Here is a 17,645-nt window from a genome sequence, read left to right on the forward strand (position 1 = left end):
CTATTAGGCAGTCTTTTTTTCGTTAAGAACTAGTGACAAGTAGTGCATGCGGATGCTGCGTTTTATATTCCTCTTTCCAAGGAATATTTAGTTGTTCCCACGATTCGCCGCTATCATTGGATTGAAACACGCCATTGTTATTTAAAGTGTAAAATGTATGTGGTTCGGCTTCGTTTGTCGCAAACATCGAAATGACTGTACCAATTGCAGATGGTAGTCCTTGCTGTACTTGCTGGAACGGAGTGTCTTTCGTTTTACGATAAATATAAGATTCATAAGGAATACGGTGATGAGCGAGATCTGCACTCGGTGCGGCAGAAACGAGAATTGTATTACAATCAGCTGGATCGATAGCCATGCTATATAAATAATGATGTTCAAGTCCGTCACTACATGAAATCCAGCTGTTTCCACTGTTATAACTTTCAAGATATGCGCGATCAGGTCCGCCCATAAACCCGTCACCACATGATGCATAAAGGCGATTTGGAGCTTCAGGGTGCATAAGTAATTGATGAGCATCGATAGGAGCACCGAATTTTTTATCCATCCATGTATGTCCTTTATCGTTACTTTGAATAACAGCACCAGCTTCAATTGAAACATGGATTGTATTTGGATTATTTGGGTCAACTGTAATCCAGCGGACATGATGGGTAAAAGGTCTGGGCGGGAAAGCCCACGTATAAGAAGATAATAATGATTTCATATTTTTCAGTTCCGTCCACGTTTCACCACCATTTTCTGAACGGAATAAAGCGCTCGGTTCTGTGCCGACATAAACGACGCCATAGCCGTTAACTTGTTCATTCGGGCTTATCGTAATGGAAGTGATCGAAGAATGTAAAATACCATCTTCTTTTGGGAAATCAAAGTAACGATAAGAATCTCCAATTGGTCTCCATGAATCTCCGCTATCGTCACTTAACCAGAGACCTCGTCCAAAAGTGCCGCAATATACACGATTCTTTTGAAATGGATCAACAGCGATACAGGTAGGTTGCATATTTTGTAAGTGATACGCTGCTTCATAGTTACCGTATCGTTCTTTCACTACAACAAGTTCACGTTCCATACAGAGAAATAAACGTTTCATTTTCGTAACCTCCTTAAAAATTCTTTCATTAGTAAACAATATGAATCTGAAAAAGAAGTAGTCTTATTTTTTATTGAGAAAAAGGACTTGTTTGAAATGTAGCGAAGTGTGTATACAGAGGAAGCGGGATAAAGACGGGGAGTTTGTTTCATACTAACATATAGATATTGTACGTAAAGGAGTATAAGTATGGGACATTCACATGATCACGGTCATTCTAACAATAAAAAGGCACTACTAATTGCTTTCGTATTAACGACAAGTTTTATGATTGCTGAAGTTATTGGGGGATTTGTAACAAATAGTTTAGCACTACTATCTGACGCGGGGCATATGCTAAGTGATGCGGTATCTTTAGCTTTAAGTTTACTTGCGTTTAAGCTCGGAGAAAAAACAGCAACAACTACGAAAACATATGGATATAAGCGAGTCGAAATGTTAGCGGCATTATGTAACGGTGTCGTTCTTATTGTCATTTCAATATACATTTTTATTGAAGCAATTCGCCGTTTTAAAGAGCCAGTTGAGATTGCTAGTAATGGGATGCTCATCATTGCTGTACTTGGTCTGCTTATTAATATTTTGTCAGCTTGGATATTAATGAGAGGCGGAGATGTGAAGGGCAATTTAAATTTAAGAAGTGCTTTCTTACACGTATTAGGAGATCTATTAGGGTCAGTCGGAGCGATAATTGCTGCGTTACTTATTAAGTTTTTTGGATGGACTGCTGCAGATGCGATTGCTAGTATTCTTGTGTCTATTTTAGTCATTATTAGTGGATGGCGTGTAACACGTGATACGGTCCATATATTAATGGAAGGTGCACCACAGCACATAAATGTGGAAGAGGTAAAAAGTACATTATTAAATATTCTGGTTGTAAAAGAAGTTCATGATTTGCACATATGGTCTGTCACATCGGATTTTCAAGTATTAACTTGCCACTTAATTATTAAAGGAAATGAAACACAAAGTGTATTAAAAGAGGCTACGGATGTATTAAAAGAGAAATTTCATGTAGAACATGTCACCATTCAAGTAGAAATAGAGGGTGAATTTAATCATAGTGAGACAACTTGCAAAGTATGAAAGAAAAAGGATAAGAAAAAGTGTCATAACATTTTTCGCGCGGCATACATATATATAATGTGGCCACAAATACTTTGTAAGGTAAATATTTCATGAAATTACTTTACTTATAAAGAGTCATCTTTTATAATCAAAAGTGGTAATTGATAAAGATTGTCATTTTCAATGATCGTAGAAAGGAGTTTTTTAAAAGATGAGTAGTCAACTCCGTTTTGCTGTTGAAAATCGTAAGAGGCATTTAATTGATGAGTTAATTGGAGCAGGTGTGTTTAAAATTCGTGACCGACAATTATACGAGCTGTCTTTAGAGGAATTGGAAAAAGAGTACGAAGATATGGAAGATTATGCAGATATTCAGGCATAGCTATATATATTAGTAAAAAGAGAGCTGGTTACGATTTTGTGTAGCCAGCTCTCTTTTTATCCCGCTATTTGCCGGGCAGTAAGACCCCCACCTCAAAATTCAGCGGAAGGAAAGAAGTTAGGTGAGGGATCAACAAAACCCCCACTGATTAAAGTTTCACTTTATTTCGTAGAAATTATTTTTTGTATTTCTTTCATTGGACGGAGCCAGTTTTGAGTCATCATTTGTTCCATTTGTTTTTCATCCTGCTTCTGTAATGCTTGAATGATAGAGTGATGTTCTTCAATAGATTGACTTGCTGGAACAAAGTTTTGGAAAAACAAATATTCAAGGCGTAAGACGTGAAGTTGCATATTTTCTAGAAAGGGTTCAATATATTGATTTTTAGCAATAGAAGAAATGGTATTGTGAAATTGTATATCTAGTTGTAAAGCTTGTTTTGTGTTTTGTTTCTCTATAGAGCACTGAAAATCATCATTTATTTCAGAAAGTAGTTTCAAATCAGCGTCTGTAATATTTTGAAGTGCTTGTTTTCCTATAATAGAGTGAAGACCAGCCATCGTCTCATAAATGATCGGAATGTCGTCTAACTGAATAGGAGCAATTTTTGTTTTTTGTCCAGGTACCATTTCCACTAATCCAGAAAGCTCTAATATTTGAAGTGCTTCTCTTACAGGTGTTCTGCTTACTCCTAGTGCTTCAGCCAGTTCCCCATCATTAATTTTTTCATTGGGCTTCAGTACACCTTCAATAATCCAATCTTGTAGTTGATTTAAAACGAGTGATTTTGCTGAAACTCTTCCTAGTTTTTTATTATTTTGAGGGATAGGCATAGTGAATTTAATCCTTTCATTGTATATTTTTCTTTTTCTCATGAACAAGCTTTAATTCGGGTTTCCCTTCATCCGGTTTTTGGCTTAAGATAAGCACCATTACAATGACACAAAGGGCCCCTAATAACTGAAAAGATTGAAATGGTACATGTAATATAAGTACAGAAGAAATAATAGCTGCGAGTGGTTCTGTACAACCGAATAATGTCGTTTCTTTCGGGGTTAAGTATCGTATGCTGTCTAAGTATAAATAAAATGCGATGAGTGTCCCGAAAATGATGACAAATGTGATGAGCGGTAAGGTATTTAGTTTTACATATTTCATCGTTGACAATAAAATGAATTCTTTCGTAGTAATAAAGTGTACAATCGTTACACCAATACCCCCAATAATCATGCCCCATCCAACGATAACTGAGGAAGACCATCTATCTAGTAATTCTTTTGAATATAAACTATAAAAAGCAAGAGATAATCCAGATAAAATACCCCAAACGATAGCTGGTGTAGAAACAGCTAAGTTATGAACAGACCCGTTTGTTAGTAAGAGGAAAGTGCCTACTAATGAAAGGACAATTGAAATAAAATCAATTTTTGATGGACGAACGTTCCATTTGAAAAGTAAGTATACAGTAATAAATATAGGAGCTAAATATTGCAATAATGTTGCAACGGCAGCATTTCCTTCTTTAATAGAAGCGAAGTACGTGTATTGTACAGCAAGCATACCGAATAGGCCAAACAATATCATTTTAGTAGCATCAGATCTTTGTTTCCATATGCTGAATATTTCTTTTTTTCTCGTTCCGAATGATGAAATAATGAGCAATATAACGCCCGATATAAGCAATCGAATTGTAACTAACCATTCAGTAGAAACATGTTCATATTGAAAAAGTTGTTGTGCAGCTGTTCCAGATAATCCCCATAAACAAGCACCAATTACAACCATAATGATTCCTTTTAAACGATTTGGATTCATCATGTATTGATTCCTCCTTTCAAAAAATATATCGTATACAATATGCAATATATCACGAAATGAATAAAAAATAAACTGAAAATTCTCACTTGATGTAAAGCTGTTATTTAGATTAAAGAAGTTTGTTAAATAAGAGAACGATAAAATAAAAAGGCTTTCGTTTACGGAAGCCTTTCTATTTTAAATTATGAAGTGTAAGTAAAAGCTGGAATAGGATCAATGAATGTATCCCAGTTTTGTGCCATTTCTTTTTCTGTTAATAGACAATCATCTAATGATTGTTCAATTAAAGAACGGTTCATATCAATTCCGATAAATACGAGTTCGGTTATTCGATCTCCATATCGCTCGTTCCAGCTTTTCAATACCTCGGGTTCTTCTGTAATAATTTGATTTCTTTCAGTTTCAGGTAATGCTGCTATCCATTCACCGGCTCCTTGAATTGTAATAGAGGAACCCGCTTGAGATAGAAGCCCTATCATATTATTACGTGATGCGAGCCAGAAAAAGCCTTTTGCTCTTACGACATCCACAGGCCATTTTTCTAGCCAATTCATAAGGCGTTCAGGATGGAAAGGATATTTACGGCGATACACAAAGGAATTGATGCCATATTCTTCAGTTTCAGGTGTATGATGTTCACTATTTAATTCTTGTATCCAACCCGCCGATTGACTCGCTTCCTCATAATTGAATAAGTTTGTATTCAAAATTTCTTGCAGTGGTACGTTGCTAAATGAAGTTTCAATAATTTTTGCACTAGGATTTAATTTCTTAAGTAAATGATGGAGCTCTCTCACATCTTCTTTTTCTAGTAGGTCTATCTTATTAAGGAGAATTACATTTGCAAACTCAATTTGATCTATTAATAAATCAATAACTTCCCGAGTATCGTTTTCATCAATTGCCTGCTTACGGTCTAATAAACTTTCACCATCTGCAAAATCATCCCAAAATCTATTTGCATCTACAACAGTAACCATCGTATCGAGGCGACAATTTTTTGTTAAGTCAATGTTCAGAACATCGTCTGTATACGTAAACGTTTGGGCAACTGGAATCGGCTCACTTATACCGGAAGATTCAATAACTATATAGTCAATATCACCGTTTTCTACAAGCCGATTCACTTCTATCATTAAATCCTCTCGTAGTGTGCAACAAATACAGCCATTTTGAATTTCTACTAGTTTTTCCTCCGTACGTGAAAAACCACCTTTTTTGATAAGGGATGCATCAATGTTTACTTCGCTCATATCATTAACGATAACAGCTACTTTTAAGTTGTTCTTATTAGTCAAAATATGATGTAGTAAGGTGGTTTTTCCAGCTCCTAAAAAACCACTCAATACAGTGATAGGTACTTTTTTCATGAAATACTCTCTCCTTTAAATCGTAATGATTACGTTTTATATTAAATGATGGAAAAGAAAAAATCAATAATAAATCATAATGGTTACGATTTAAGAATAGGAATAGACTATAAAATTTGTGCTGTAGCAGGAAGCTTTTGGACAAGCACTTGTTTACATATAAGTAAAATGGAGGCGAGAAGGATGGTCTTTAATAGGGTTTCAAAAGAATTAATAGGAATAGCTCTTATTGCTATGTTTCTCTTTTTATTATTTTTTGTAGATTTTACAAGTTTAGCAAATTTGCATAAAAGTATGCCAAAAGAATGGTTGAATGTGAATACGGTGTTTTTAAGTATTATATTTGAAGCAATACCATTTATTTTATTAGGGGTAATTGTTTCTTCTCTCATTCAAGTGTTTGTGACAGAAGATATGATTCAAAAAGTAATGCCGAAATCTCCAATTGTTGCAATGGTTCCAGCAGTATTTGTTGGAATTCTTTTTCCAATGTGTGAATGTGTCATTATACCAATTGTAAGAAGGCTCATTCAAAAGGGGTTACCACTTCATGTGGGCATTGTTATTTTACTAAGTGCACCTATTATGAATCCAGTTGTTCTTTTATCTACTGTATATGCGTTTCAAAAAAATGATTACATTGTATATGCACGCTTTGGGGTAACAATTCTTGTTGCTCTATTCATAGGTTTAATTGTGTATTATCGCTATCGCGAAAGAAATGTTTTAAAAGACGTAGAGGTGTCAGTTCAAAAAAACAAAAAAAAGAGTTGGAAAGATGTTATGAATCACACTGTAGATGAGTTTTTTGATACTGGTAAGTATTTACTGATTGGTGCTTTTTTAGCAAGTGTATTTCAAACATTTTTTGATCGGAATGTACTGGATGCAGTAGCACATAACGAAGTAATTGCCCCAATTATTATGATGGGATTTGGTTATGTTTTATCCATTTGCTCTGCGGCCGATTCGTTTATAGCGGCATCTTTTGGACATGTTTTCTCTGTAAAAGCACTTCTCGCATTTCTTGTGTTTGGGCCTATGCTCGATATGAAAAATACGTTCATGTTGTTTGCATATTTTCAAAAGAGATTTGTATTCTTTTTGATTGGAATTATTATTTTATCGGTGTACACAATCGTGCAAATTACAACGTTATAGGAGATGAGAAACGTGGAGGGAAAGGAACAGAAGGCCTATCATCGCTATATTCGTGGCATTATTTTAATTGGTTTAGCAATGCTCTTATTTAAACTATTTGTAACCGGGAATATTTATAATTTTATCGCTCCAAAAATGATTAAATTTACGTATATAGCTTTTGTAGTAATTTTACTTCTTGGTTCATTACAAGTTTGGGGAGATGAGAGAGAGGAACAAGATGATTGTAATTGTTGTGTGCATCATAGGGAATTGAAGTTAGGGTTAAAAAGATATTTTGTATATGTTTTATTTGTTGTTCTAATTATTAGTGCTTTTTTATTTGGAGGTGTAACAATTGATGGAAGTTTAGCAGGAAAAAGGGGTATGAATCAAAGTGTACAGGCGATAAGTATGGAAAAGAACGAAAAAGAGGGAATACAGGCAAATTCTAATGGGAAAGAACAAGATGAAACTTCGAATTTAAAAGTGACTGATCAAGCGGAAGAACAATTAGCAAAAAGTATGTTAGGACAACGAAAGATACAAGTAGAGGATAAGGATTATGTTCAAACAATGAGTATAATTGGTCAAGATGTAAAAGGGTTTAAAGGGAAGGAAATTACATTCTCAGGGTTTATATATAATGATAAGGATGTGACAGGTGATAAAGCGGTAGTGGCGCGATACGGCATAACTTGTTGTATTGCGGATGCATCAGTCTGGGGGATGATTGTTGCAGGGGAAAACGTAAAAAAGCTCCCACAGGAAACATGGGTGAAAATAACAGGTTTGTTGGACGAAACGACATATAAAGGAGCACTATTTCCGCTTGTAAAAGTAAGTAAAGTAGAGAAAATCAATACGCCTATAGATCCGTATGTATACGATGGTTTACCACAATGAAAAAGAACTAATTCTTCATATTTTCATGAAATAGACTCATAATTGCGGTAACAAAAAAATAAAGATAAGAGTAATTTGGTTTGTTAAAAATATGGGTAGAAGGAGATATGCGATGAGCTGGGTTACTTATAAACCAACATTTGAATTTGATAACTATAACCATTTTATTCGGGCAAATACGGCGTGGATTGGGCATTTAGACTTTGCATATGATTTAGTAAGGTTTGAAAAGCCGGAAGTATTAGTCGAGTTAGGTACACATTTAGGAGCTTCTTTTTTCAGTTTTTGTCAAGGGGTAAAGGATGGGGGATTGGCTACAAAATGTTTTGCTGTAGATACTTGGACGGGAGATGAGCATACAGGTCCATATGGAGAAGGCGTTTATCAAATCGTAGAGAAAGTCGTAAATACGAGTTATCCCAATATAGGTAATTTAATTCGTTCTACTTTCGATGAGGCCGTTGATCAATTTCAAGATGGAACGATAAACTTGTTGCATATTGATGGCTATCATACGTATGAAGCAGTTTCTCATGATTATAAAACATGGTTACCGAAACTTGCGAATAACGGTATTGTGTTATTTCATGATATTGAGGTGAAAGATCGAAACTTCGGCGTGTATAAGTTTTGGGATGAAGTCACAGCAAAGCACCCTCATTTTCAGTTCCAGCATTCATATGGACTCGGCGTATTATTTCCGAAAGGTTGTAGCGATAAGTTTGTGGAAATACTTAAAAATAAAGAAGAAATACAAAATATGTATAAATAAAAGTGGAGCATGCATCATTTGAATGATGCATGCTTTTTTGTGTGGGGAATAATGATATTCCTTTAAACGGTGAGGATAATAGTAAAAAGTTTGATGGTGGCAAATATTAAAAAAGTTACTCTTTGATTGTTAAATATAAAAAATGTAACATTTTTTATATTTTCCATTGCGAAAAGTAGCATCTACTTTTACAATAGAAAAGGTGTCCAATATATTATACTGGAAAAATAAATCGAAATAATATGAAAATTTTGTTTTGTCTTCGCTAATTGTATATTACATACATGTAAGACGACACACGTCATGTTATCGACTTGTAAGGAGAGAAAAAAATGAAAAGTGTAAGATTACCATCGATGCTAGAAATCATAGTTCTTTTATTACTATTTCTTGCTGTTGTCTTTTCCTTCCAAACGATTTTTGATCTCCCAATTCAATTAGCGCTATTTATTTCATGGTTTTTAGTAATTGCGCTTGGATTAAGATTAGGATTTCGTTATCAAGAATTGCAAGATGCAATTACGAAAGGGATTTCTAACGGATTAGAAGCAATACTGATTTTAGTTGCAGTAGGTGCTTTAATTGGAACATGGATTGCTGGTGGCGTTGTACCAACATTAATCTATTATGGATTAGAATTTATTCACCCTAGCATATTCCTATTAGCAACATTAATTATTTGTTCGATCACTTCTATCGCGACAGGAACATCATGGGGAACAGTTGGAACAGCAGGTATTGCTATGATGGCGATTGGTGAAGGGCTTGGTTTACCACTTCCACTTGTTGCTGGTGCAGTTCTTTCAGGAGCTTATTTCGGCGACAAATTATCACCACTTTCTGATAGTACTGTTCTGGCAGCTTCTATGGCGAAAGTAGATGTTATTGCTCACGTTCGAGCTATGCTCGTATTAGATGTTCCGGCTTACATTATTACTAGTATTATGTTTACTGTAGCTGGTTGGATGTATGGCGGAGATAACGTAGATTTAAATCGAGTAGAGTTTTTAAAAGAAGCTTTATTAAAGCAATTTGATATTAAAATATGGATGCTTGTTCCAGCGGTCATTGTTATTGTTCTATTAGCACTAAAGAGACCGTCTATGCCAACAATTGCAATGGGAGCTTTAATTGGTGCAATTTGGGCAACTCTTTTCCAAGGAATGAACTTTGGAGATGCCATTGGAACAGCGTATAATGGATTCTCAATTCAATCTGGTGTTGAATTTGTGGACAAGTTATTAAACCGTGGTGGAATTAACGGTATGCTTGGATCAGTAGCCGTTATTATTTTCGGTTTAGGATTTGGTGGACTACTTGAAAAACTAGGTGTTTTAAAAGTAATCGTATCAAAATTTGAGAAGAAATTAAATTCTGCAGGTAATGTAACATTGTCTACATTAATCGTGGCATTCTTAGCGAATATATTTGGTTGTGCAATGTACGTATCATTAATTTTAACACCGAAAATTATGGAAGAAAGCTATGATAAATTAAAAATAGACCGACGTGTATTAGCACGTAACTCAGAAGTAGGTGGAACGTTAACTTCAGGTATGGTTCCATGGTCTGATAATGGTATTTTTATGGCTGGTATTTTAGGTGTAGCAACGTTCTCATACGTTCCGTTTATGTGGTTAAGCTTCGTATCGTTAATTTTAGCAGTTATTTACGGATATACAGGCAAATTTATTTGGTATGTTGATGATGCTGAAAAAGGAAAAGAAGCATCATAAATAAAAAATCACCTTCTACGTGTTGTAGAAGGTGATTTTTTATTTTGTAATAGGAGTTGAAGAAGTTATCTCAACCTCATATTTAGCAATTTTTTGTCGTATCTTTTTCTGCTAATTGACGAACAAGTTCATATCCAATTCCTTTATTTGCACCTGTTATGAAAGCATATTTTTTCGTATTGAATTCCTCCAGTAGTGTTATAGTAGGTTACAAAGGAAAGGGTACAGCCTAAACTTAAGTTTAGGCCAAGAGGAATTTTTAAAAATAAGTATAGAATATCTACATATATGAGTGAGAATTCTTATCATTTAAGAGAAAGTCTGTTATTATAAGAAATGTAGGTATTTTATTTTCAAGGGGATGAAAAAATGGAGTACAGAATTGAAAGAGATACAATAGGAGAAATTAAAGTTCCAGCTGATAAATTATGGGCAGCACAAACACAACGTAGTAAAGAAAACTTTCCGATTGGCACAGAGCAAATGCCGCTTGAAATTGTAAAAGCATTTGCCATTTTAAAGAAGAGTGCAGCACTTACTAATAAAAAATTAGGAAAGTTATCAGAAGAAAAAGCAGAAGCAATTGTGACAGCAGCTGACGAAGTGATTGTAGGGAAATGGAATGAACATTTTCCACTTGTCGTATGGCAAACAGGTAGTGGTACTCAGTCAAACATGAATGTGAATGAAGTAATTGCAAACCGAGGGAATCAAATTTTGAAAGAGAAGGGATCTGACGTACATATTCATCCGAATGATGATGTGAACATGTCTCAAAGTTCAAATGATACTTTCCCAACTGCGCTTCATGTAGCATGTGTACTCGCAGTAGAAAATCACGTGTTACCAGCAATTACGAAATTAAAAGAAACGTTAGCAGAAAAAGTAACTGCATTTGAACATATTATAAAAATTGGTCGTACACATTTACAAGATGCGACACCGTTAACATTAGGACAAGAAATTAGTGGATGGCACCGTATGCTTGAAAAAACAGAGCGTATGATTGCAGAGAGCAATACATATATGAAAGAGCTTGCGATTGGTGGTACTGCAGTTGGAACAGGTATAAACGCCCATCCTAAATTTGGTGAGATGGTATCTGAGGAAATTAGCCAATTTACAGGTAAGCAATTTATTTCTGCACCAAATAAATTCCATGCATTAACGAGTCATGATGAAGTTGTATATACGCATGGGGCATTAAAAGCATTAGCAGCGGATTTAATGAAGATCGCTAACGATGTGCGCTGGCTGGCAAGTGGTCCACGTAGTGGGCTAGGAGAAATTATTATTCCAGCAAATGAGCCAGGAAGCTCTATTATGCCAGGAAAAGTAAATCCAACGCAAAGTGAAGCGTTAACGATGGTTGTAGCACAAGTGATGGGAAATGACGCAACAATCGGATTTGCAGCGAGCCAAGGCAATTTTGAGTTAAATGTATTTAAACCTGTTATTGCATATAACTTCTTACAATCTGCTCACTTATTAGCAGATGCAATTGTTTCATTTAATGATAATTGTGCAGTTGGTATTGAAGCAGATGAAGAAGTCATTAAAGAGAATGTGAATCGTTCATTAATGCTTGTTACAGCATTAAACCCGCATATCGGATATGAAAATGCAGCGAAAATTGCGAAGCATGCTCATAAAGAAGGGCTAACTTTAAAAGAAGCAGCGCTGCAATCTGGACTACTAACAGAAGAACAATTTGATGAAATTGTCGATCCGAAAAAAATGATTGCTCCGAAAGAGTAATAAAAACGCCAAGATTCTTCGTTTAGAATCTTGGTTTTTTTTATTACTGTAAGTGCCAAAATATATTATTTGTTAGCAGACATATTCAATATTTTCATATGTGGGCAGTTTTCTTTTAAAAGTGCAATGAATTTTTCTTCTTCTTGTGGTACGAAAGTTGTCACAGAGTCGAATAAATTATAATGGATTTCTAATTGCTGTCTAGTCCATTTCTTTGAATGAAGTTTTTTACCAGAGTATTTAATGTGGCGAATATCTTCAAAGGGAATTTCAGTACGTAGTATGAAACCATGTTTTACGAAAAGAGATGATTCCGTTACGTTGTAGTGAGAGAAATAGAATGAAGAAAGATTCACGATATTTAGCAGCATCATGAGGGTGAAAAAAATAGAATTTTCATTTTGGAAGAATAGCGAAATGAAAAAAATCATGATAAATAATGTAATAAAAATGACGTGAAATGGATTTTTTTTCGCTTTAAATTTCAAGTTAGTCACCTCGGTATACGTGTACTTTAACTAAATTAAATCATAACATCGTAATAAAACGTGTGAATATGCATAATTGCATATTCACACGTTTTATTATTCATGTAAAATTTCTTGATGGGATAAATTCAAAAGAAGTTTTGTAATAGTGGAGTGGCATGAAGTGACTTACAAGAATAGAAAGATAGCGTTAGTCATAATTAGTTGTATGACGGTTATGGGTAGTTGTGCAAAGAAATTTGTTGAGGATGGAAATCGAAAACATATATTTGTAGAGGTAAGTAAGGTTTTAGTAGAGACTGTAAATAGAATATATAAAAAGTAAAAGGTGTTTTCTTATATGGAAACACCTTTTTTGTAGTTAAAATTGAATGTATTTTCTCCAAATGACCATATTCACTAATCGCATATGTATTTTTAGCGATTTGCTTAATAGTAAACCAAGAGTCTTGTAGAATATTCATCTTCTATTTCACATCCTATAAAATGAATTTACATAAACATATTCGCTTTTCATTGGTTAAAACCTTTTAGTAGACGTTTTTATAAAAGTTTATAAAATAGGTAAACGAAATATTGAAAAGTTTGTTTTGATTATGTTAAGATGATGAAGTGATAATAAACGTTATTGATATTTGTCTATTTTAAAACAAACATTTTAAAGGAGTGTTTAGTATGAGTGATATTTCAGAGAAGTTTTGGGATGCCTCAGTTGAGGAGTTGAAGAAAGGGTATGTATTTGAAGCGGAAGCAGAGGAATATATTTGTTTAGCGTGTGGAGAAGCGTTTATTAAGGGTGTTATTTATCAAGATAATCAAGTTTTGTATGAAGCAGAGAAGTTTGTACAATTGCATGTGCAAAACGAACATACGTCGATGTTTGATTATTTATTAAATCTAGATAAGAAGTATACAGGTTTAACTGATTTGCAAAAGAAGATGGTTCAGTTTTTCCATATGGGGCTGAATGATAAAGAGATTGTGAAAGAGATGGATGGCGGAAGTACTTCAACCATCCGCAATCATCGGTTTACCCTTCGAGAGAAAATGAAGCAAGCGAAAGTGTTTTTGGCGTTAATGGAACTGTCAGAAGAAAAATCAAAAGTACAAACAAAATTTGTACCCATTCATAGAACAGCAACGATGGTAGATGATCGTTACAATATTACAGAAGAAGAAAATGATGAGGTGTTAAAAACGCATTTTACAGAGGGATTAGATGGACCGCTTTCTAAATTTCCAAAAAAGCAAAAGCGTAAATTAATTATATTACGTCATTTAGTGACGAAGTTTGATAGTAATAAAAAGTACACTGAAAAAGAAGTAAATGCTATTATAGAAAGCGTATATCCGGATTTTGTAACTTTGAGAAGATATTTAATCGAATACGGGTTTTTAGATAGAACAGCTGATGGAAGCCAATATTGGGTGAAGTTATAATAACATAGGAAAGAATATGAATAGAAGCACACCATTACAACAAATATACAAAAAGATGGAAGTTGAAAAACAGATTTTTAATAAAAGGAGAAATGAAATTTGAAACCACCTACAAATAACAATAAAGAAGGTGCGGAGTCACATAAGTTAGAAAGTGAGAGTAAACCGATTTGGAAATCGATGTCCATGTTTTTAGTACCGTTACTATTAAGTAATGTACTACAATCAGTTGGACAATTATTCGGTATGGTAGTAGTAGGAAGATGGCTTGGAGTGAATGATTTAGCGGCCATATCGGCATTCTTCCCATTATTTTTCTTACTTGTTTCATTCGTAATTGGTATTGGTTCAGGGAGTTCCATTTTAATTGGTCAGGCGTTTGGGGCAAAAAACGAAGATCGTTTAAAAGCGATTGTTGGTACGACGCTAACATTTACCTTTATTATTGGAGTTGTGTTAGCGATAGTAGGTAGTATTTTTGCAATGGATATTATGCGCCTTATGGGGACGCCAGAAAATATTATTGAAATAAGTGTACATTATGCACGTATTTTATTTATATCGATGCCAATCTTATTTTTATATTTCGCATACACAACGTTTATGAGAGGTACAGGAGATTCTAAAACGCCATTTTACTTTTTAATTGTAAGTACAGCGCTAAATATGATCTTATTACCAATCCTTATTTTTGGATGGTTAGGTGCTCCAAAATTAGATGTGTATGGAGCAGCCTATGCTTCTGTTATATCTACAGTTATTACGTTTATTGTCATGTTAGTGTATTTAAAGAAGAAAAATCACCCGCTACAATTAGATAGTACGGTAAGGAAATATCTTCGAATGGATTGGGGTTTATTAAAGTTATTACTACGACTCGGTATTCCAGCAAGTGTTAATATGATATTAGTTTCATTATCAGAAATTGCGGTAATCGCGTTTGTAAATCGTTACGGTTCGGATGCAACAGCAGCTTATGGCGTTGTGAACCAAGTTGCAAGTTATGTACAAATGCCAGCCGTTAGTCTTGGTATTACAGTCTCCATTTTTGCTGCACAATCAATTGGTGCGAATCAATTTGATCGATTGCAGAAAGTTGTGAAGGCCGGAATTATTATGAACTACGTCATCGGTGGTGTGCTAATATCACTCATTTACTTGTTCTCAAGAGACATTCTAGCACTATTTTTAACGAGTCAAACTACAATTGAAATTGCTCATAGCCTAGTTATGATCACATTATGGAGTTATTTAATTTTCGGTCATGCGCAAATTATTAGTGCGACAATGCGAGCAAGCGGTACAGTATTATGGCCAACTGTTATTGGCGTCGTATCAATTTGGCTTGTTGAAGTACCTGTAGCGTATTACCTTTCTTACCATACAAGTCTTGGCATAGAAGGGATATGGATTGGATACCCAGCAGCATTTATTGTCAGCTTAATACTACAATATGCATATTATAAGCTTTCATGGCAGAAGAAACGAATTACACGATTAGTGAGCTAAACACTAAAAATGTCCCTAAGTTATTATACTTAGGGACATTTTTTATAAGTGCAGATTTACAAATAGCTTTTTAAAGTAATATCAAAATGTTGTCTAATGAGTTTATTATCACTCATATAAAATTCCCACGCTTTTTCTGGTTCACCGATAATTTCAAAAGATTCTTCTGTAATATATAAGGCGCAATTATCTTCTAGTGCAATGCCTTCTATATTACCTTGATGATTTTGTAAAAAGGAATGGAAGGCGTTCATTCTATTTAATTGATTATAATGTGGACAAAACCTTTTGTTCACAATGCCCCAGCCGTTACTCTCTATATAACCAGAACCTTCATAATTTGAGCGGATACTAGATGTGAACCAACACATAGCACCAGCGCTACACCCTGCAATGAGCGTTCCTTGCTGCAGAGCCAATAGTAATTTTTCATCGAGCTTATGTTCTTTCCATTCTGTAATCATTTGAATATAGTTCCCGCCACCGAGATAAATTAAATCAGCAGACTGAATCATTTCGTCTATTTCATATTTAGAAGGTGTATCGGCTATAATACGTAAAATTTGTACGTCACAGTGTAATTGTTTTTCGAATGTGTCTAAAAATAATTTTATATAGCTTTCATCATCATGACTAGCTGTAGGAATGAATAATACTTTCGGATACTGTTTATTTGTTAATTCTATAAGTCGCTCATTAATAGGCGAGTGATTTGAATCTTGTAAATCACCGCCACCAATGACAGCTAATTTCATAGTAAAGCACCACCTAATCATTTTCGTTATATAAAAATTCGATAGAAGAGAGTTACATTCCTTCTCTTACGTAATGAATAAGTAGAAAATGGGGTTTAAATATATTGGAATAATAAAGGTGATAGTGGCTATATAGGAAAATGAATTAGAAACAGTTTATCCCGCAATAACGGGCAGTAAGAACCGCATCTCAAAATTCAGCGGAAGCAAAGAAGTTAGGCGGGGGATGAACAAAACCCCTACTGATTAAAGTTTCACCTTATTGTTATATAATGCTTCTTACTATTGTTTCAAAATATGGAAACAATATGTTTAAATAGATATAACGAAGCATGAATTCATATTGAATGAGTGCCTATCCTTTAAAAAAGAACTGAAAATAATAGAGATTTTACAAATGAGTTTTTACTTTTAATAGGAAGTTGTATTACAATATGGTAAAATTATTTCAATATATTTATTTAATATAAAAATACAAAGAGGGAGCGTGAAAAAAGTGGATTTTCGATTTGAATTTACAACGAAGGTGAAAGAATACTTGGATGATGAGAAGGATGAAAAAATAATAAAAGATGGACATAGAGATATCATTTTTCAATATTTATATCCACTAGAGAGTGAAATTGGTATTTATAAAAATCCTAACTTTACTTTTTTTGCATCAGGAAGACGCTCGCATATCGTATTAGAAAACATTGAATTTAAAACAGAGGTAAATGTAAAAAGTAACATCATTGAAATTACAAAAATAGTGGATAATGTCGTTATCCCGTTAGATACTATCGTAGCGAAAGATCGGGAATTGTTTGCACTTGGGCGTAATGAGAAGTTTAGTGTACAAATATTAGAGCAGTATCTGTTTGAAACATTTGGAGAAAAGTTAGGTTTACAGTAAATGGAATTTGGGAGTGGATTTTAGTGTATAGCATTCATAATTGACCTTTTATTTCATTTATACTACAATTCGTAGTGTGAAAGGAGCTATACGATGTTTACTCAAAACTATAAGCTAAATGAACAAGGGCTAAATCATTTCTTTGGACCGCTTGAAGCAAAGATTATGGAGATTGTTTGGTCTAGTGAGGGTATTACGATTAAAGAAGTACAGCAGAAATTAAGTGAAGAATCACCTGTAAATTTTAATACTGTAATGACAGTTATGAACAGGTTAGTAGAGAAATTACACTTAGAAAAGCAGACTATGAAAAGAAGTGGAATATATCGTGCTGTACAAACAAAAGATGAATTCTTATCCAATCAAACGAAGAAAATGACACAGGAATTGATGGGGGAATTTGGTGATTTAGTTGTAAATCATATGCTAGATGAATTAGAGCAAGTTGATCCGACTTTAATAAAAAAGTTAGAAGATAAATTGAGTCAGTTAAAAAAAGAGGATTAATG

The 17,645-nt window shown here is 34.2% G+C and carries 18 protein-coding genes; 12 read left to right on the forward strand and 6 right to left on the reverse strand.

Features of this window, described 5'->3' with window-relative positions:
• Window positions 1–22 precede the first annotated feature (22 nt).
• The gene (locus ACTFRN_RS06325; RefSeq protein ID WP_088106593.1) at window positions 23–1,096 is read right to left on the reverse strand and encodes a WD40/YVTN/BNR-like repeat-containing protein; all 1,074 of its coding nucleotides are present in this window, start codon (window positions 1,094–1,096) and stop codon (window positions 23–25) included.
• A gap of 189 nt (window positions 1,097–1,285) precedes the next feature.
• On the opposite strand from ACTFRN_RS06325, the gene ACTFRN_RS06330 reads away from it, so the two are divergent.
• Window positions 1,286–2,185 (forward strand): cation diffusion facilitator family transporter, encoded by a 900-nt coding sequence (locus tag ACTFRN_RS06330; protein WP_088106594.1) that lies wholly within the window; start codon window positions 1,286–1,288, stop codon window positions 2,183–2,185.
• A 193-nt stretch (window positions 2,186–2,378) separates the two neighbouring features.
• Window positions 2,379–2,549 carry a Fur-regulated basic protein FbpA gene (gene fbpA / locus ACTFRN_RS06335; RefSeq protein ID WP_000098301.1) on the forward strand — a complete coding sequence of 57 codons (171 nt, stop codon included), beginning with the start codon at window positions 2,379–2,381 and terminating at the stop codon, window positions 2,547–2,549.
• 161 nt (window positions 2,550–2,710) lie between these two features.
• Here the strand turns inward: fbpA and ACTFRN_RS06340 are convergent, their stop codons facing one another.
• The 3 genes from ACTFRN_RS06340 to ACTFRN_RS06350 form a co-directional block, all read right to left on the reverse strand.
• Entirely contained in the window at window positions 2,711–3,382 is a 672-nt protein-coding gene (locus ACTFRN_RS06340) for a GntR family transcriptional regulator (RefSeq protein ID WP_014893869.1), read from the reverse strand.
• 16 nt (window positions 3,383–3,398) lie between these two features.
• The gene (locus tag ACTFRN_RS06345) at window positions 3,399–4,367 is read right to left on the reverse strand and encodes a DMT family transporter (RefSeq protein ID WP_000981813.1); all 969 of its coding nucleotides are present in this window, start codon (window positions 4,365–4,367) and stop codon (window positions 3,399–3,401) included.
• A 182-nt stretch (window positions 4,368–4,549) separates the two neighbouring features.
• A complete protein-coding gene (locus ACTFRN_RS06350; protein WP_000757655.1) occupies window positions 4,550–5,737 on the reverse strand; it encodes a GTP-binding protein in 1,188 nt (395 codons plus the stop codon).
• A gap of 183 nt (window positions 5,738–5,920) precedes the next feature.
• Here ACTFRN_RS06350 and ACTFRN_RS06355 point away from each other — a divergent pair, with 183 nt between their 5' ends.
• The 5 genes from ACTFRN_RS06355 to fumC all read left to right on the forward strand — a co-directional run bounded on the left by ACTFRN_RS06355 (window position 5,921) and on the right by fumC (window position 12,049).
• Entirely contained in the window at window positions 5,921–6,898 is a 978-nt protein-coding gene (locus tag ACTFRN_RS06355) for a permease (RefSeq protein ID WP_000231711.1), read from the forward strand.
• A gap of 12 nt (window positions 6,899–6,910) precedes the next feature.
• Window positions 6,911–7,783, forward strand: coding sequence for a TIGR03943 family putative permease subunit (locus tag ACTFRN_RS06360; RefSeq protein WP_014893868.1), 873 nt, complete (start codon window positions 6,911–6,913; stop codon window positions 7,781–7,783).
• A 112-nt stretch (window positions 7,784–7,895) separates the two neighbouring features.
• Window positions 7,896–8,555, forward strand: coding sequence for a class I SAM-dependent methyltransferase (locus tag ACTFRN_RS06365; RefSeq protein ID WP_014893867.1), 660 nt, complete (start codon window positions 7,896–7,898; stop codon window positions 8,553–8,555).
• A 332-nt stretch (window positions 8,556–8,887) separates the two neighbouring features.
• Window positions 8,888–10,291, forward strand: coding sequence for a Na+/H+ antiporter NhaC (gene nhaC, locus ACTFRN_RS06370; protein ID WP_000843989.1), 1,404 nt, complete (start codon window positions 8,888–8,890; stop codon window positions 10,289–10,291).
• A 369-nt stretch (window positions 10,292–10,660) separates the two neighbouring features.
• Window positions 10,661–12,049: a class II fumarate hydratase gene (fumC, locus tag ACTFRN_RS06375; RefSeq protein WP_000456602.1), complete on the forward strand. Its 1,389-nt coding sequence runs from the start codon at window positions 10,661–10,663 to the stop codon at window positions 12,047–12,049.
• A 65-nt stretch (window positions 12,050–12,114) separates the two neighbouring features.
• Here fumC and ACTFRN_RS06380 read toward each other — a convergent pair whose 3' ends face one another.
• Window positions 12,115–12,537, reverse strand: coding sequence for a PH domain-containing protein (locus ACTFRN_RS06380; protein ID WP_000669080.1), 423 nt, complete (start codon window positions 12,535–12,537; stop codon window positions 12,115–12,117).
• A 163-nt stretch (window positions 12,538–12,700) separates the two neighbouring features.
• Here ACTFRN_RS06380 and ACTFRN_RS06385 point away from each other — a divergent pair, with 163 nt between their 5' ends.
• The 3 genes from ACTFRN_RS06385 (at window position 12,701) to ACTFRN_RS06395 (ending at window position 15,486) form a co-directional block, all read left to right on the forward strand.
• Complete coding sequence (locus tag ACTFRN_RS06385) at window positions 12,701–12,862, forward strand: hypothetical protein (protein WP_033678361.1); 162 nt, start codon at window positions 12,701–12,703, stop codon at window positions 12,860–12,862.
• Window positions 12,863–13,212: 350 nt separating this feature from the next.
• Window positions 13,213–13,977: a DUF2087 domain-containing protein gene (locus tag ACTFRN_RS06390; protein ID WP_014893866.1), complete on the forward strand. Its 765-nt coding sequence runs from the start codon at window positions 13,213–13,215 to the stop codon at window positions 13,975–13,977.
• A gap of 99 nt (window positions 13,978–14,076) precedes the next feature.
• Window positions 14,077–15,486 carry an MATE family efflux transporter gene (locus tag ACTFRN_RS06395; protein ID WP_000804169.1) on the forward strand — a complete coding sequence of 470 codons (1,410 nt, stop codon included), beginning with the start codon at window positions 14,077–14,079 and terminating at the stop codon, window positions 15,484–15,486.
• Window positions 15,487–15,542: 56 nt separating this feature from the next.
• Here the strand turns inward: ACTFRN_RS06395 and ACTFRN_RS06400 are convergent, their stop codons facing one another.
• Entirely contained in the window at window positions 15,543–16,241 is a 699-nt protein-coding gene (locus ACTFRN_RS06400) for a peptidase E (RefSeq protein WP_000762134.1), read from the reverse strand.
• A gap of 496 nt (window positions 16,242–16,737) precedes the next feature.
• Here ACTFRN_RS06400 and ACTFRN_RS06405 point away from each other — a divergent pair, with 496 nt between their 5' ends.
• Window positions 16,738–17,136 carry a DUF3942 family protein gene (locus ACTFRN_RS06405; RefSeq protein ID WP_014893865.1) on the forward strand — a complete coding sequence of 133 codons (399 nt, stop codon included), beginning with the start codon at window positions 16,738–16,740 and terminating at the stop codon, window positions 17,134–17,136.
• Window positions 17,137–17,229: 93 nt separating this feature from the next.
• Window positions 17,230–17,643, forward strand: coding sequence for a BlaI/MecI/CopY family transcriptional regulator (locus tag ACTFRN_RS06410; protein ID WP_016717115.1), 414 nt, complete (start codon window positions 17,230–17,232; stop codon window positions 17,641–17,643).
• The last annotated feature ends 2 nt before the right edge of the window (window positions 17,644–17,645 follow it).

Source organism: Bacillus cereus group sp. MYBK245-2, from assembly GCF_051916145.1.
Lineage (GTDB): Bacteria > Bacillota > Bacilli > Bacillales > Bacillaceae_G > Bacillus_A > Bacillus_A pacificus.

Coding starts and splice junctions, on each gene's coding strand:
- ACTFRN_RS06325 (WP_088106593.1), bottom strand. CDS start 1,096: ATGAAACGTTTATTTCTCTGTATGGAACGTGAACTTGTTGTAGTGAAA.
- ACTFRN_RS06400 (WP_000762134.1), bottom strand. CDS start 16,241: ATGAAATTAGCTGTCATTGGTGGCGGTGATTTACAAGATTCAAATCAC.
- nhaC (WP_000843989.1), top strand. CDS start 8,888: ATGAAAAGTGTAAGATTACCATCGATGCTAGAAATCATAGTTCTTTTA.
- ACTFRN_RS06365 (WP_014893867.1), top strand. CDS start 7,896: ATGAGCTGGGTTACTTATAAACCAACATTTGAATTTGATAACTATAAC.
- ACTFRN_RS06330 (WP_088106594.1), top strand. CDS start 1,286: ATGGGACATTCACATGATCACGGTCATTCTAACAATAAAAAGGCACTA.
- fbpA (WP_000098301.1), top strand. CDS start 2,379: ATGAGTAGTCAACTCCGTTTTGCTGTTGAAAATCGTAAGAGGCATTTA.
- ACTFRN_RS06390 (WP_014893866.1), top strand. CDS start 13,213: ATGAGTGATATTTCAGAGAAGTTTTGGGATGCCTCAGTTGAGGAGTTG.
- ACTFRN_RS06350 (WP_000757655.1), bottom strand. CDS start 5,737: ATGAAAAAAGTACCTATCACTGTATTGAGTGGTTTTTTAGGAGCTGGA.
- fumC (WP_000456602.1), top strand. CDS start 10,661: ATGGAGTACAGAATTGAAAGAGATACAATAGGAGAAATTAAAGTTCCA.
- ACTFRN_RS06410 (WP_016717115.1), top strand. CDS start 17,230: ATGTTTACTCAAAACTATAAGCTAAATGAACAAGGGCTAAATCATTTC.
- ACTFRN_RS06345 (WP_000981813.1), bottom strand. CDS start 4,367: ATGATGAATCCAAATCGTTTAAAAGGAATCATTATGGTTGTAATTGGT.
- ACTFRN_RS06340 (WP_014893869.1), bottom strand. CDS start 3,382: ATGCCTATCCCTCAAAATAATAAAAAACTAGGAAGAGTTTCAGCAAAA.
- ACTFRN_RS06355 (WP_000231711.1), top strand. CDS start 5,921: ATGGTCTTTAATAGGGTTTCAAAAGAATTAATAGGAATAGCTCTTATT.